The sequence below is a fragment of the Pacificitalea manganoxidans genome, from assembly GCF_002504165.1.
Lineage (GTDB): Bacteria > Pseudomonadota > Alphaproteobacteria > Rhodobacterales > Rhodobacteraceae > Pacificitalea > Pacificitalea manganoxidans.
Genome location: NZ_CP021404.1, coordinates 2647266 through 2660560 on the forward strand (window position 1 = coordinate 2647266; position 13295 = coordinate 2660560).

The 13295-nt window shown below is 65.5% G+C and carries 11 protein-coding genes; 1 reads left to right on the forward strand and 10 read right to left on the reverse strand.

Annotated features, from left to right (window positions below):
* Positions 1 to 219: 219 nt before the first annotated feature.
* The 9 genes from ftsZ to ftsW all read right to left on the reverse strand — a co-directional run bounded on the left by ftsZ (position 220) and on the right by ftsW (position 10517).
* Positions 220 to 1908: a cell division protein FtsZ gene (ftsZ, locus tag CBW24_RS12025; protein ID WP_097373734.1), complete on the reverse strand. Its 1689-nt coding sequence runs from the start codon at positions 1906 to 1908 to the stop codon at positions 220 to 222.
* 178 nt (positions 1909 to 2086) lie between these two features.
* On the reverse strand, positions 2087 to 3421 hold the full coding sequence (gene ftsA, locus CBW24_RS12030; RefSeq protein ID WP_097373735.1) for a cell division protein FtsA: 1335 nt from the start codon (positions 3419 to 3421) through the stop codon (positions 2087 to 2089).
* Positions 3418 to 4365: a cell division protein FtsQ/DivIB gene (locus CBW24_RS12035; protein WP_097373736.1), complete on the reverse strand. Its 948-nt coding sequence runs from the start codon at positions 4363 to 4365 to the stop codon at positions 3418 to 3420. The genes ftsA and CBW24_RS12035 overlap by 4 nt, the downstream gene beginning before the upstream one ends.
* Entirely contained in the window at positions 4353 to 5267 is a 915-nt protein-coding gene (locus CBW24_RS12040; RefSeq protein WP_198405181.1) for a D-alanine--D-alanine ligase, read from the reverse strand. Before CBW24_RS12040 ends, CBW24_RS12035 begins: the two co-directional genes overlap by 13 nt.
* A gap of 81 nt (positions 5268 to 5348) precedes the next feature.
* Positions 5349 to 6302 (reverse strand): UDP-N-acetylmuramate dehydrogenase, encoded by a 954-nt coding sequence (gene murB, locus CBW24_RS12045; RefSeq protein ID WP_097373737.1) that lies wholly within the window; start codon positions 6300 to 6302, stop codon positions 5349 to 5351.
* Positions 6303 to 6401: 99 nt separating this feature from the next.
* A complete protein-coding gene (locus CBW24_RS12050) occupies positions 6402 to 6710 on the reverse strand; it encodes a DUF2484 family protein (protein ID WP_097373738.1) in 309 nt (102 codons plus the stop codon).
* Positions 6711 to 6758: 48 nt separating this feature from the next.
* Positions 6759 to 8180: a UDP-N-acetylmuramate--L-alanine ligase gene (gene murC, locus CBW24_RS12055; protein WP_097373739.1), complete on the reverse strand. Its 1422-nt coding sequence runs from the start codon at positions 8178 to 8180 to the stop codon at positions 6759 to 6761.
* A 27-nt stretch (positions 8181 to 8207) separates the two neighbouring features.
* Complete coding sequence (locus tag CBW24_RS12060; RefSeq protein WP_097373740.1) at positions 8208 to 9347, reverse strand: UDP-N-acetylglucosamine--N-acetylmuramyl-(pentapeptide) pyrophosphoryl-undecaprenol N-acetylglucosamine transferase; 1140 nt, start codon at positions 9345 to 9347, stop codon at positions 8208 to 8210.
* 3 nt (positions 9348 to 9350) lie between these two features.
* Positions 9351 to 10517, reverse strand: a complete 1167-nt coding sequence (ftsW, locus tag CBW24_RS12065; RefSeq protein ID WP_088664778.1) for a putative lipid II flippase FtsW — start codon at positions 10515 to 10517, stop codon at positions 9351 to 9353.
* A 149-nt stretch (positions 10518 to 10666) separates the two neighbouring features.
* Here ftsW and CBW24_RS12070 point away from each other — a divergent pair, with 149 nt between their 5' ends.
* Positions 10667 to 11863: a BaiN/RdsA family NAD(P)/FAD-dependent oxidoreductase gene (locus tag CBW24_RS12070; protein WP_097373741.1), complete on the forward strand. Its 1197-nt coding sequence runs from the start codon at positions 10667 to 10669 to the stop codon at positions 11861 to 11863.
* On the opposite strand, the gene murD is transcribed toward CBW24_RS12070, so the two are convergent.
* On the reverse strand, positions 11860 to 13263 hold the full coding sequence (gene murD / locus CBW24_RS12075; protein WP_097373742.1) for a UDP-N-acetylmuramoyl-L-alanine--D-glutamate ligase: 1404 nt from the start codon (positions 13261 to 13263) through the stop codon (positions 11860 to 11862). The two genes, CBW24_RS12070 and murD, sit on opposite strands and share 4 nt — an antisense overlap.
* Between the last annotated feature and the right edge of the window lie 32 nt (positions 13264 to 13295).

A 13295-nucleotide genomic window follows, 5' to 3' on the forward strand; every position in this document is an offset into this window, starting at 1 on the left:
AAGCGGTCCCGAGGCCTCAACTCAATCTTTACTACCGCATGTAACATTGCCCCGGATGGAGGGATCTCACCCGCGTCACGCGAAGCGCGGCGAAATCATAAGGCATTGGTATGGCAGAAATAAAAAGGGCCGGCAGATGCCGACCCCTTGAGTTTTGCGGTAACGCTGCGGCGCAGAATACCGCGACGTCAGATCACGCACATTTCTGGCGCGACAGGCTTAGTTCGCCTGACGACGCAGGAATGCGGGGATCTCGATACGCTCCTGTTCAGGATCGAGATCCGCTTCTTCCTCGAAATGTTGCACAGGCTGCTGGGCCGGCTGCTGACCACCACTGGCGCGCTGTTGAAGCGGCGGCTGCTGCCGCGGCGCGGCGGGCTGCTGACGTGCTTCGCCTTCGCCGTGGCCCGACATCCGGTTAATCAGCGACCCGATCCCGAAACGCGCCTTGTCACCTGCGGCGGCTGCCGCGGCGGCATTGGTGCCCGGACGGGCAGCGGGCTGCTGCGGCTGGCCCTGCGGGGCGCTGCCGGTCGGTGCGGGGGCACCAGCGGGCTGACCCGGCACGCGGCTGACGGCGGCGTGAAGACGGGCGAGCGCCTCGGCGGACGGCGTGCCAGCGGCGGAACGCTGCGGTGCGACAAAGCTGTCGGCAGGCTCTTCTTCGGCTTCCAGTTGCTCGGGCTGCTGCGCGGGCTGGTAGGCGGGCGGCGGCAGATCGTCGGTTTCGTCCTCGGCGTGAACGTCCGGCTGGCGCGGCACATAGCTGCCAAAGAGGTTCGGCTCTTCTTCGGTGCGGGCCTGCGGCGCGGGGGCCGACGTGCGGGCCGCGACCGGCTCGGCACGCTGTTGGGGCGCAGGCTCGGCCGGGGCTTCGACGCGGGCGTTTTCAAGCGGCTTGGCGAGGCTACGACGCGGCACCGGCATTTCGGCGGCAGCTTCGACAGCATCGATGCCCGTGGCCACCACGGAAACGCGCATCTTGCCGCCCATTTCGGTGTCGAGCGTGGAGCCCACGATGATGTTGGCGTCGTCGTCGACCTGCTCGCGAATGATGTTCGCGGCTTCGTCGAGTTCGAACAGCGTCAGATCGTAGCCACCGGTGATGTTGATCAGGACGCCCTTGGCGCCTTTCAGGCTGATCTCGTCGAGCAGCGGGTTGGCGATCGCCTTTTCGGCGGCTTGCTTCGCGCGCTCTTCGCCCTCGGCCTCGCCGGTGCCCATCATCGCCTTGCCCATCTCGTCCATCACGGAGCGGACATCCGCGAAGTCGAGGTTGATGAGGCCCGGACGCACCATCAGGTCGGTCACGCCTTTCACGCCCTGATAGAGCACGTCATCGGCCATCGCGAAGGCTTCGGTAAACGTGGTTTGGTCGTTGGCGAGGCGGAACAGGTTCTGGTTCGGAATGATGATCAGCGTATCGACGACCTTCTGGAGGCTCTCGATCCCCTCCTCGGCCAGACGCATCCGCTTGGAGCCTTCGAACTGGAACGGCTTGGTCACGACACCGACGGTCAGCACACCCAGTTCGCGCGCGGCCTGCGCGATGATCGGAGCCGCACCGGTGCCGGTGCCGCCGCCCATGCCCGCGGTGATGAAGCACATATGCGCACCAGCGAGATGATCGACGATCTCTTCGATCGTTTCTTCGGCAGCAGCAGCGCCGACGGAAGGACGCGCGCCTGCGCCCAGACCTTCGGTCACTTTCACGCCCATCTGGATCTTGGCGAGCGAGCGGTTCTGCTGCAGCGCCTGCGCGTCGGTGTTGGCCACCACGAACTCGACGCCTTCCAGCGCCTGCTCGATCATGTTGTTCACGGCGTTGCCGCCGGCCCCGCCCACACCGAATACGGTAATGCGCGGCTTCAGATCGTCCTGTTCGGGCATGGTGAGGTTCAATGTCATGACTGGTCCGCCTGTCTGGTTTTTTGTTCCGGGGTCGGCGCCCGGCTTGCCTGTTTGGGTCCGATTCTATCGGTAACGGGTCCGAACGTCACCACAAAAGCGAAAAATCGCCGCAAAATCTGGCGAAAACCTGCCGTTTTCGACGCAGGATGCGGGGTTAGTCCACCACATCCGGGTGTTACCAGTTCTCCTTGAACCATTTTACGGCACGCTTGAAACTGCGCGCGGGATATCCGTCCGCGGGAATGTCGAAATCCCACCATTCATCCTGCGGATGCGCGGCGAACAGACACAGCCCCACCGCGCTGGCGAATGCCGGGCCGGTCGCCGCCTGTGGCAGCCCCTGCACGCGCAGCGGACGACCCAGACGCACCTGTTGCCCAAGGATCCGGGACGCCAGCCCGTCAAGACCGGGGATCTGGCTGCCCCCGCCCGTCAGCACGATCTGTTGCGCGGGTAGATGATCGAAGCCTGCGGCATCGAGCCGGGTGCGAACCTCTTCAAGGATTTCTTCCACGCGCGGACGCATGATCCCGATCAGTTCCGCGCGGCTTACGGTGCGGCGGTCATGTTCCCAGTCGCCGGTATCGCCGCCGATCTCGATGATTTCGCGGTCGTCCATGCCCGTGGCCACGACACCGCCATAGAATGTCTTGATCCGCTCCGCCGTCGCCAGCGGGATCTGCAACCCCTTCGAGATATCGAGGCTGATATGCTCGCCGCCGATCCGCACGCTATCCGCGTAGATCATGTGCTTCTTGATAAAGATCGAAATGCCGGTCGCGCCGCCGCCCAGATCAATACAGGCGGAGCCCAGTTCCTGTTCGTCCTCGACCAGCGCAGAAATCCCGCTGACATAGGCGGAGCTGGCCACCCCGGCCAATTCCAGATCGCAGCGCTTGATGCAGTACAGCAGGTTTTCCAAGACCGACCGGTCGACGGTCAACAGGTGCATGTCAGCCGCCAGCCGGTTGCCCATCTGTCCGCGCGGATCAGCCAACCCGGAGCGATGGTCGATGGCAAAGTTTACAGGTTGCGCGTGCAGCACCTCGCGGGCATCGCCGAAATCGGGGACGGTGCAGGCAGCCAGCACCCGCGCCACGTCGCCATCGGTCACGGCGTTATCGGCCAGTTCAATCTGCCCATCGAGCCCGTAAGACCGTGGCCGCGCACCGGCAAAGGTGGCGATGACATGATCGACCCGGACATTGCCCATTTTCTGCGCAGCCTGAACGGCGGTGCGGATCGCGCGTTCGGTTTCCTGCATCGTGTCGATTTCGCCGAAATGCACACCGCGGGACCGGGTCGTTGCGGCGCCGATCACCCGGAAACTCGACTGCCCGGCTAGGCTGCCGACACCCTCGGACGCGCGGAATTTCTCCGGGCCGTCAAAGCGCAGAACAAGGCAGGCGATTTTCGAGGTGCCCACATCCAGCACCGCCACCACGCCCCGGTCCATCGCTTGCTTGCGCATCCGGCGCATCGCCCGCTGGGAGGTATAGAGGTCGGTCATTGGCGGTAGGCTCCCACTTGCAAGCTCTGCATTCGACGCATCTCCCCGACGGCGTAGTCGGTCAGGCGCAGCGTTGGACGGGCAGGGTTACGGATATCGACGGTGGACAGGTCCCGGGCGAGCATGTCCTGCGCCTGATCGAGTGCGATCACCCGCTCCAGCGCGGCGACGGCCCCCGCTTCGGGCAGCATGATGCGCTGTTCGCGGTCCAGCACCACGTCCCAGCGCCGCTCGCCCACACGGACCAGCCCGCGCAGGCGGTCCTCCATCGGCTCGGCGGCGGCGAACAGATCCAGCGCTTCGACCACCTGTTCATGGGCGCCGACCCCAGCCATCAGCGGCAGGTCGGGGCGGTCGGTGCGCTGATCGAGCCGGTCGACAGGATGGCCTTCGCGGTCCAGCAGGTAGAGCGCATCGCCCACTCGCCAGATCACTTCCGGCACACGCTCGGTCACCTGAATATGCAAAAGCCCGCCGGGGCGGACGCGGATCTGCGCCCGGGCCACGGCATCGAGCCGCTCAATCCGGGTGCGCATTTCTTCGAGGTCAAGGTCAAACGAACTGATCGGGAAGGTCAGCGGCACCAGCCCGCGCACCGCCTGCCCCAGCTTTGGCGTGGCCCCGTCGATCGCCATCATGCGGACCATGAATTCCGGGCGTTCCTCGATGGTACGGCGAATCTCGGCGATGCGGTCGGTGATCGCCTGCCGGCGCCCTGCATCGTGAAACCAGAACACGGCCGCGCCGGTGATAAGCGCCAATGGCACGCCGAGCCGCAGCATCCGGCGAAACGACGGGGTAAGCCAAAGACGCGACAGCCGATAGGCAAGACGCGACGGAGCAGGATCGTGAGCGGCGCGCCCCTTGCGCCGCTTGCGCCCCGAGACGGCAGGCGCGCTGCCTGCCTCCGGCTTGGCATTGCCCCGGCGGATCAGCGATCGCATGAGGCATCCTCCACCATCCAGCGGCAGAACGCGCCGAAGTCGCTGCCCGCATGGGCGGCCTGTTCGGGCGACAGCGATGTAGGCGTCATGCCCGGCTGGGTGTTTGTCTCCAAAAGGATCAACCCGTCGAGGCCGCGCGCCTCATCCCAGCGGAAATCGGTGCGCGAGACGCCCCGGCACCCCAGCGCGCGATGCGCCCGCAGCGCATAATCGAGGCAGGCGGCGGCAATCTCATCCGGGATTTCGGCGGGAATCACATGGCGCGATCCGCCCGGCTTGTATTTCGCGTCATAGTCATACCAGCCATCGGTCAGGATATCGGTCACGCCCAAAGCGCGGTCGCCCATGACAGTCGTGGTCAATTCCCGCCCCGGCGCGAAAGTCTCGACCATCAGCATCTCGGGCATGTCGGCGGCGATCTGCGGCGGGCCGTTGGCGGCCTCCTGCACCAGATAGACGCCAACCGACGAGCCTTCGTTGAAGGGCTTCACCACATAGGGCGGCGGCATCACATGACGGGCGGAAATGTCATCGCGATGGGCCAAGACGCTGTCGACGACCGGCAGACCGGCGGTCCGGAACACCTGCTTGGTGCGTTCCTTATCCATCGCAAGCGCGGAGGCCAGAATGCCAGAATGGGTATAGGGCAGGCGCAGCCATTCGAGCAGACCCTGCACTGCGCCGTCCTCACCCCAACGGCCATGCAGGGCGTTGAACACGACGTCGGGCGCCATGTCGCGCAGACGCTCCGCCAAATCGGCGCCAGCGTCGATCTCGACGACTTCGAAACCTTCTTCCCGAAGTGCATTGGCGCATTCGCGCCCCGTTGACAGGGACACGTCACGCTCGGCGGATGGACCGCCCATCAACACTGCCACTTTCGGGGTTGCCCTGCTCGACATACCCGCCTCTTTCACGGGGCTTTGGCCCCTTGTTTTTATGACATCGCGCAGCGTTACACATGGCTGCACGAAGACCTGTATTCAGCTTTTTGACTGTGCCGGGCCCGGTTCGCCGATCCTCAGCACTTCCCACTCTAGCTGGATGCCGGAGGCTTCGTAAACCTTTTTCCGAACCTCTTCGCCCAGCCCTTCGAGATCGGCGGCGGTCGCGTCACCGGTGTTGATCAGAAAGTTCGAATGCTTGGGCGACATCTGTGCCCCGCCCCGCGTCGCACCGCGCATCCCGGCGTCGTCGATGACCTTCCACGCCTTCAGATCATGGGTGTCGTCGGCCTGCCCGGTCGAGCTGTAGCCGGCCGGATTGCGGAACGTCGACCCGGCGGTGCGGTCCTTGGTCGGTTGAGTCTCGTCCCGTTTGGTCAGTTGCTGCTCCATCCGGGTCGTAAGCTCCTGCGGATCACCCGGCGCGCCTTGTAGCGTCGCCGCGACGATGACCGCGCCGTCGGGCAATCTGGACCTGCGATACCCCAGCGCCAGCGCGGCCGGATCGAGATCCTGCAGCGCGCCGTCACGGGTCACGATCTGCACAGACCGCAGCACATCGGCCACGTAGCTGCCATAGCAGCCCGCGTTCATCCGAACCGCGCCACCGATGGCACCGGGGATCGTCCGCAGGAAGGTCAGGTCGATCCCCGCCTCTGCCGCCTGCTTGGCCACCCGCGCATCCAGCGCCGCAGCCCCGGCCACCACGGTATCGCCTTGCGTTTCGATCGTGCCGAACGCCGGCCCCAGCCGGATCACCACAGCGCGAATCCCGCCGTCGCGCACGATCAGGTTCGAGCCGACGCCCATCGGGAACACCGCCACCGAAGGATCGAGCGCGGCAAGGAAGCTCTGCAAATCCGCCACATCCGCCGGCTGAAACAGCCAGTCCGCCGGACCGCCGACGCGCAGCCATGTCAGCCCGTCCAGCGCCCGATCCTGCGACAACCGACCACGGATCTCGATCTGGGCGGGGTCGGTGTGGCGGGTCATGGCAGATCCTTCAGGGCTTGGGACGGCGAACGGGGCGGCGGGTCGCCGGGGCGGGAAAGCCTGCGGCGGAAGTCGGTGGCGCATTGAAACGCGCCCTGTTTAGCCCTGTGGCGGGATCGTGCGCTGCGCCATGCGGGGCTGCGGGGTCGGCGCGCTGCGCACCGAACGCGGCGCGCCCGTAATCCAGCGTGCCAGATACAGCAGCGGCCACCGCAGGATCGACGCCCCCGCCGCTAGACAGATCAACCCCACGACAGGCCCGTTTTCATATGTCACGAACCCCAGCAGCGGGATCCCCGTCGCGATCAGCACATAGGCTGCCGGCCAGTGCGAACGGCGGCTGGGCATCATCGCCGCCCCGGTCGCGCTCAGCACCCACAGGCAGACGAGAATCAGCGACAGGCTCATGACGGGGCTCCGATATCGGTGGGTGGCGTGAAAGCGGTTAGATCAGGGTCAGGCGGGTGCGGGTTCGGCAAGACGCGCGGGCAGGTTATTGGCCCAAGTGCTGATGGTGCCCGCGCCGAGACAGACCACCATGTCACCGGGCCGGGCCTGCTCGCGCACCAGCCGTTCCAGATCATCCTCGGACATGATGGCACGGGCATGGCGGTGACCGTGCCGGATCAGCCCGGCCACCAGATCATCACGGCTGGCACCTTCGATGGGGTCTTCGCCAGCGCTATAAACCTCGGCGATGGCGACGACATCGGCCTCGTTGAAACAGGCACAGAAATCATCGAACAGAGAATGCAGGCGCGAATAGCGATGCGGCTGGTGCACAGCGATCACCCGGTGCTCCGAATCGACCCCCACGGCCTGCCGCGCGGCCTTCAGCACAGCAGCGATTTCGACCGGGTGGTGTCCGTAATCGTCAATCACCGTCACGCCGTTCACCTCGCCGACGCGGGTAAAGCGCCGGTTGACGCCGCCGAATTTGGACAGCGCATCGCGGATCTCATCGCCTGACATGCCCAGATGCCGCGCGACCGCGACCGCGGCGAGCGCGTTGGACACGTTGTGATCGCCAGGCATGGGCAGGGTGCAGCCGGTGATGACCTCGCCATCCGGCTGCAACGCGATATCGAAATGCGCGATCCCGCGCTCATAGGTCAGATTGATTGCCCGCACATCCGCCTGCGCGTTAAAGCCAAAGGTCGCAACGCGGCGATCCGTGATTTTGCCGACAAGGCTTTGCACTTCGGGGTGGTCGGTGCAGCATACGGCAAGCCCGTAGAACGGGATATTGGAGACGAAGTTCAAGAAACCGCGCCGCAGCTGATCGAAATCGCCCCAATGCTCCATATGCTCCGGGTCGATATTGGTGACGATGGCAATGGTCGCGGGCAGCCGGTTGAAGGTGCCATCGCTTTCATCCGCCTCGACGACCATCCAATCGCCGGTGCCGACCCGCGCGTTGGAGCCATAGGCGTGGATCACGCCGCCATTGATCACGGTCGGATCGATGCCGCCTGCATCAAGCAGGGTCGCGACCAGCGTCGTGGTCGTCGTTTTGCCGTGCGTGCCCGCGACCGCGATGTTGGATTTCAGCCGCATCAGTTCGGCCAGCATTTCGGCCCGACGAACCACGGGCAGACCGCGGCGGCGGGCTTCGTCCAACTCCGCATTGCCGGGCTTGATCGCCGAGGAAATCACGACGACCTCGGCATTCTCCAGATTCTCGGCCTTCTGACCGATGCAGATGACCGCGCCCATATCTTCGAGCCGCTTGGTGATGGGCGAGGCCTTCAGGTCGGAGCCCTGCACGGCGTAGCCGTGATTGACCAGCACTTCCGCGATGCCCGACATGCCGATGCCACCGATCCCGACAAAGTGGATCGGACCCAGTTGGGTGGGCAGTTTGGTGACGGCGTTCATAAAGCTTTGTCCGTTCGTATTCGTGTTTCAGTCGCGCGTTTTGCCGGAGGTAGCGGCGACGGGCGCATTGGCCAGCCCTTCGACCAGATCGACGAGCCGTTCGGTCGCATCGGGGCGGCCTTGGGTCAGGGCGGCACGGGCCATTTGCTCCGCCCCTTCGGGGGAGCCAAGGACCGCAGCGACCTGCTCGGCGAGGCTTTCGCGGGTCAGTTGGCTTTCCGGGATCAGCACTGCCGCATCGGCGCGCGCAAGCCCTTGGGCATTGGCGGTCTGTTCATCGCGGATCGCGGCGGCCAGCGGGATCAGGATCGAAGGACGCCCGATCACCGAAATATCGGCGACCGACGAGGCCCCTGCCCGGCTGATCACCAACTGTGCCTCAGACAAGCGACGGGGAATGTCCTGAAAGAACGGGCGCACTTCGGCATCCATGCCTGCGGCAATATAGGTCTGCGCGACACGCTCCATGTCTTCCTCGCGGGCCTGATGAGCCACGCGGATATTGCGGCGCAAAGCCTCCGGCACCAGCGCCAGCGCCTCCGGCACCACATCCGACAGAATTCGCGCCCCTTGGGAGCCGCCGATGACCAGCACCGACATTGGATGATCGCCCGGCGCGATATAGCCCGCGGCGGCACGCTCCAGCACCTTGGCGCGGACCGGGTTGCCGGTATGAACGCCCTCGACCCCCTCCGGCAATTCCGTAGGCCAGGTGCCACAGGCGACGGTATCGACCCGCTTTGCGAACAGTTGGTTCACACGCCCCAGCACGCCGTTTTGTTCGTGGATCATGCGCGGCAGGCGCAGGGCCGCAGCGGCGCTCAAAGCGGGAATTGACGGATAGCCGCCAAACCCCACCACCACGCGGGGCCGATCCCGGATCATGCCCCATATGGCCGAGGCAACGCCCCCGGCAATGCGCGGCCCGACAAGCAGTTTGGCCAGCGCGCCGCCACGGGCAAAGGTCGCGGAGGACACTTGCTCGATCTCGACCACATGCGGGAAGCCGCCAGTATAGCGTGCACCCCGCGCGTCGGTTGACAGCTTCACCCGCCAGCCGCGCTCCAGCATTGCTTCGGCCAGCGCCTGTGCGGGGAACATATGGCCGCCGGTGCCACCGGCCGCGATCACCAGAAGGGGCGCGTCGTCGCGTTTCGTCACCGTCATGCCTCAGCGCCCCCGGCGCAGCAGGATGTCACCGATCTCGCCCTGCGGGCGGGTCCGGGTGAAGGCAAGCAGCATCCCCACGGTGATCCCGCCCGCGATCAGCGAGGAGCCCCCATAGGACACGAACGGCAGGGTCATCCCCTTGGCCGGCAGCAACCGCACCGCAACGCCCATGTTGATAAGCGCCTGCACGGCAAAAATGCACGCAAGGCCCGTGCCCGCCAGCCGGATGAACGGATCCCGCTCCCGCATCAGCCGCAGCATCGAGCGCACGACGATCAGCGTGTAGAGAAGGATAATCAACAGCACGAGGATCAGGCCGTATTCCTCGGCGGCGACGGCGATGATGAAATCAGTATGCGCATCCGGCAGCGACCATTTCACCTGCCCCTCACCGACGCCCACGCCGAAAAAGCCGCCCTCCTGAATAGCGTTCGTCGCGTAGCCCAGCTGTGTGGTGGGGTCGAGATCCGGGCTCAGGAAGCCATCGATGCGGCGGGCGAAATGCTCGGACGTGTTGTAAAACACGGTGCCTGCGGCCACCACCGCACCCGCGATGCCGATCAGCAGCACGATCGGAGCGCCGGCTACGAAATACATCACGCCCCAGCCGAACAGGATCAGCGCCGATTGCCCGAAGTCCGGCTGCATCGACAAAAACGCTACGATGACGATAGCCAGAGCGAAGGACATCTGCTTGCCCGGCGGGCCGCCGATATCCTGCCCTGCCGCCATCAGCCACGCGGCCAGTACGACGAAGCCGGGCTTCAGAAATTCCGAAGGCTGAACGGAGGCAAAGCCCAGCGAATACCAGCGCACTGCACCCTTGCCAAAATCAGTGCCAAACACCGGCAGCAACGCGATCCCGACGAACGCGACGGCAAATCCCAGCACAGCCAAACGGCGCACCAGACTGGGCGACATCATCGACGTGATGAACATCGCAACTAGTGCGAGACCACCGAACACGGCCTGTCGCTGCACATAATGGAAGGGTTCAAACCCGTTGCGCGCCGCCAGCGGCGGGGAGGATGCGAGGCCCAGCAGCAAACCCACCCCGAACAGGAGCAGAATGCAGGACATCGTCCATTTGTCGATCGTCCGCCACCAGCGCGGAATCACGGGATCGCCCACGCGCAACGGCGCGGTGCCATACACCATCTCGGTCATCGGGACTGCCCCTACTGCCTGTATTGCCCGGTTTTCCGGATCTCATCCGAAGTCTACGCCCATTCGACTGCAAGGGCTAGGAAAAAGGCTGGACCGTGACCTATCGGTCACCCCTTGCGCCGCAGCGGCTGCCGTGCTTCTGCCCCCGCATGCAAAGCGATTCCCAATACCAGACTCTGATCCTTGGCGCCGGTGCCGCTGGCCTGATGTGCGCCGCCCATGCAGGCCCCGGCGTGTTGATCGTGGACCATGCCCGCGCGCCCGGCGAGAAAATCCGCATCTCCGGCGGGGGACGCTGCAATTTTACCAACATGCAGTGCAGCCCAGAGGCGTTTCTGTCCGGCAATCCGCATTTCTGCAAATCGGCGCTGAAGCGCTACACGCAGTGGGATTTCCTCGATCTGGTCGAGCAGCATCGAATCGCATGGCACGAAAAGACGCTGGGCCAGCTTTTCTGCGATGACAGCGCCCGACAGATCGTCACCATGCTCTGCGACGAAGCCCGCCGCGCCGGGGCCGATCTGTGGCTTCAGACCGGGGTTGTGGACATCCGCCATGACGGTGACGGATTCGTCGCGGTGCTGGAGCGGGACGGCGCCCGCCTCACGGTGCGCGCGCGCAATCTGGTGCTGGCGACGGGGGGCAAATCGATCCCCAAGATGGGCGCCACCGGGCTGGCCTATCGCATTGCGGAACAGTTCGGCCTGCCGGTCACCGAAACCCGCGCCGGTCTGGTGCCCTTCACCTTCGGCGAGGAAACCGGGCTAAAGCCGCTTGCCGGGATCGCGGTGCCGGGCCGGGCCGAGACTGCGGGTACCAGCTTTGACGAGGCGATCCTCTTTACCCATCGCGGGCTGTCCGGTCCCGCGATCCTGCAAGTGTCGAGCTACTGGGCCGAAGGCACGCCGGTCCGGCTTGACCTCGCCCCCGGCGCGCCGATTTTCGAGGCCCTGCGCGCGGCGCGCCAGCAGTCCGGGCGGCGCGCGGTCGCGACGGTGCTGGCCGAGCATCTGCCCAAGCGGCTTGCGGACCATCTGGTGCAGGCCGAAGGGCTGACCGGCAATCTGGCCGATCAATCCGATGCACGGCTGCGCGCGCTGTGCGACCGGATCGCGGGGTGGGAGCTGACGCCCACCGGAACCGAAGGCTATCGCACCGCCGAAGTGACCCTAGGCGGGATCGACACGGATGCGCTCGACAGCCGGACGATGCAGGCGCGCGCGGTGCCCGGGCTCTATGCGATTGGCGAATGCGTCGACGTGACCGGCTGGCTCGGCGGCTACAATTTCCAATGGGCGTGGAGCAGCGCGGTCGCCGCAGGCCGGGCGATCATCGCAGCGGGTTAATCCGTCAAGGCGGTCACACGGGCGATGAAATCCTCGCCGCGCTTCTCGAAACTGTCATACTGGTCGAAACTTGCAGCGGCCGGGGCGAGCAGCACGGTCTCGCCGGATGCAGCCTCGGCATGAGCGCGGGCGACGGCAACCTCCATCGTCTCGCAAACCTCCGCCTCGGCCCCCGGCCCCAGCCGCAGCGCAAAGCCTTCGGCCTCGCGCCCGATGACATAGGCCTTCACCACCCGGCCCAGATGCGGATGCAGCGCGTCGAGCCCGCCTTCCTTCTCCAGTCCGCCGCAGATCCAGCGGATACGATCAAACGCCTGCAAGGCCTTGGCGGCGCTGTCGACATTGGTGGCCTTGCTGTCATTGACCCAACGCACGCCCCCGGCCTCGGCCACGATCTGGGAGCGGTGCGGCAGCCCCGCAAAATCGGCAAAGCCCGCTTCGATCTGGCGTGGCCCTAAACCCAGCGCGCGACAGGCCGCATAGGCGGCGCAGGCATTCTGGTGGTTATGCGCGCCCGGCAAGCCCGGGATTGCACGCAGATCGATGGAGCCGATCTGACGGCTTTTGCGATATTCCGACAGGAACCCCTTGCGCGCAAAGACCGACCAGCCCGGACCGTCGAGCTTTTGCCCCGATGACACCCGGATCACGCGATCATCGCCCGGTCCCACCGCCAATTGCCCGGCCAGAAATAGCCCCTCCGGCTCATCCACGCCGACCACCGCACGGTCCGGTCCGCCCTCGGCAAAAAGCCGGCGCTTGGCCGCGAAATAGCCGCCCATGCCGCCATGGCGATCCAAATGATCAGGGGTCAGGTTGGTGAACACCGCCACATCGGGGGTGATGGCGCGGGCCAGCTCGGTCTGGTAGCTCGACAGTTCCAACACCACGACCGAATGATCTTCCGCCGGATCGATATCGAGCACACCGCGCCCGATATTGCCCGCCAGTTGCACGGGGCGCCCGACGCTGCGCAGCACATGATGGATCAATGCCGAAGTGGTTGACTTCCCGTTGGAGCCGGTGACGGCCACGACCTTTGGCATACCCGAAAACTGGTCCCAGTCCTCGGTCGCCCAAGACCGGAAAAACAGCCCGATATCATTGTCCACCGGCACGCCTGCGCGCAACGCATTGGCGATGGCCGCGTGGGGGTGAGGATAGAGGTGCGGAATACCCGGCGACACGACAAGCAACGCCACCCCTTCGAATGCGCCCGCACCGGTCAGGTCGCGCAGCTCCCAGCCTTCGGCCTCCGCCGCCGCGCGCCCTGTCGCCCCGTCATCCCAGACCAGCACCTGCGCGCCGCCAGCCGCGAGCGCCTTTGCCGCACTCAGCCCCGAGCGTCCCAGCCCGAGAACCGCGATGGTCTGACCTTCGACATCCTGAACCGGAATCATGCTTTGCCCTTTCGCCTTGCGCGTCCGCCCCT

Bases quoted from the DNA above. Each gene is read 5' to 3' on its own strand.
- ftsZ (WP_097373734.1), bottom strand. From the start codon at position 1,908: ATGACATTGAACCTCACCATGCCCGAACAGGACGATCTGAAGCCGCGC.
- ftsA (WP_097373735.1), bottom strand. From the start codon at position 3,421: ATGACCGACCTCTATACCTCCCAGCGGGCGATGCGCCGGATGCGCAAG.
- CBW24_RS12035 (WP_097373736.1), bottom strand. From the start codon at position 4,365: ATGCGATCGCTGATCCGCCGGGGCAATGCCAAGCCGGAGGCAGGCAGC.
- CBW24_RS12040 (WP_198405181.1), bottom strand. From the start codon at position 5,267: ATGTCGAGCAGGGCAACCCCGAAAGTGGCAGTGTTGATGGGCGGTCCA.
- murB (WP_097373737.1), bottom strand. From the start codon at position 6,302: ATGACCCGCCACACCGACCCCGCCCAGATCGAGATCCGTGGTCGGTTG.
- CBW24_RS12050 (WP_097373738.1), bottom strand. From the start codon at position 6,710: ATGAGCCTGTCGCTGATTCTCGTCTGCCTGTGGGTGCTGAGCGCGACC.
- murC (WP_097373739.1), bottom strand. From the start codon at position 8,180: ATGAACGCCGTCACCAAACTGCCCACCCAACTGGGTCCGATCCACTTT.
- CBW24_RS12060 (WP_097373740.1), bottom strand. From the start codon at position 9,347: ATGACGGTGACGAAACGCGACGACGCGCCCCTTCTGGTGATCGCGGCC.
- ftsW (WP_088664778.1), bottom strand. From the start codon at position 10,517: ATGACCGAGATGGTGTATGGCACCGCGCCGTTGCGCGTGGGCGATCCC.
- CBW24_RS12070 (WP_097373741.1), top strand. From the start codon at position 10,667: ATGCAAAGCGATTCCCAATACCAGACTCTGATCCTTGGCGCCGGTGCC.
- murD (WP_097373742.1), bottom strand. From the start codon at position 13,263: ATGATTCCGGTTCAGGATGTCGAAGGTCAGACCATCGCGGTTCTCGGG.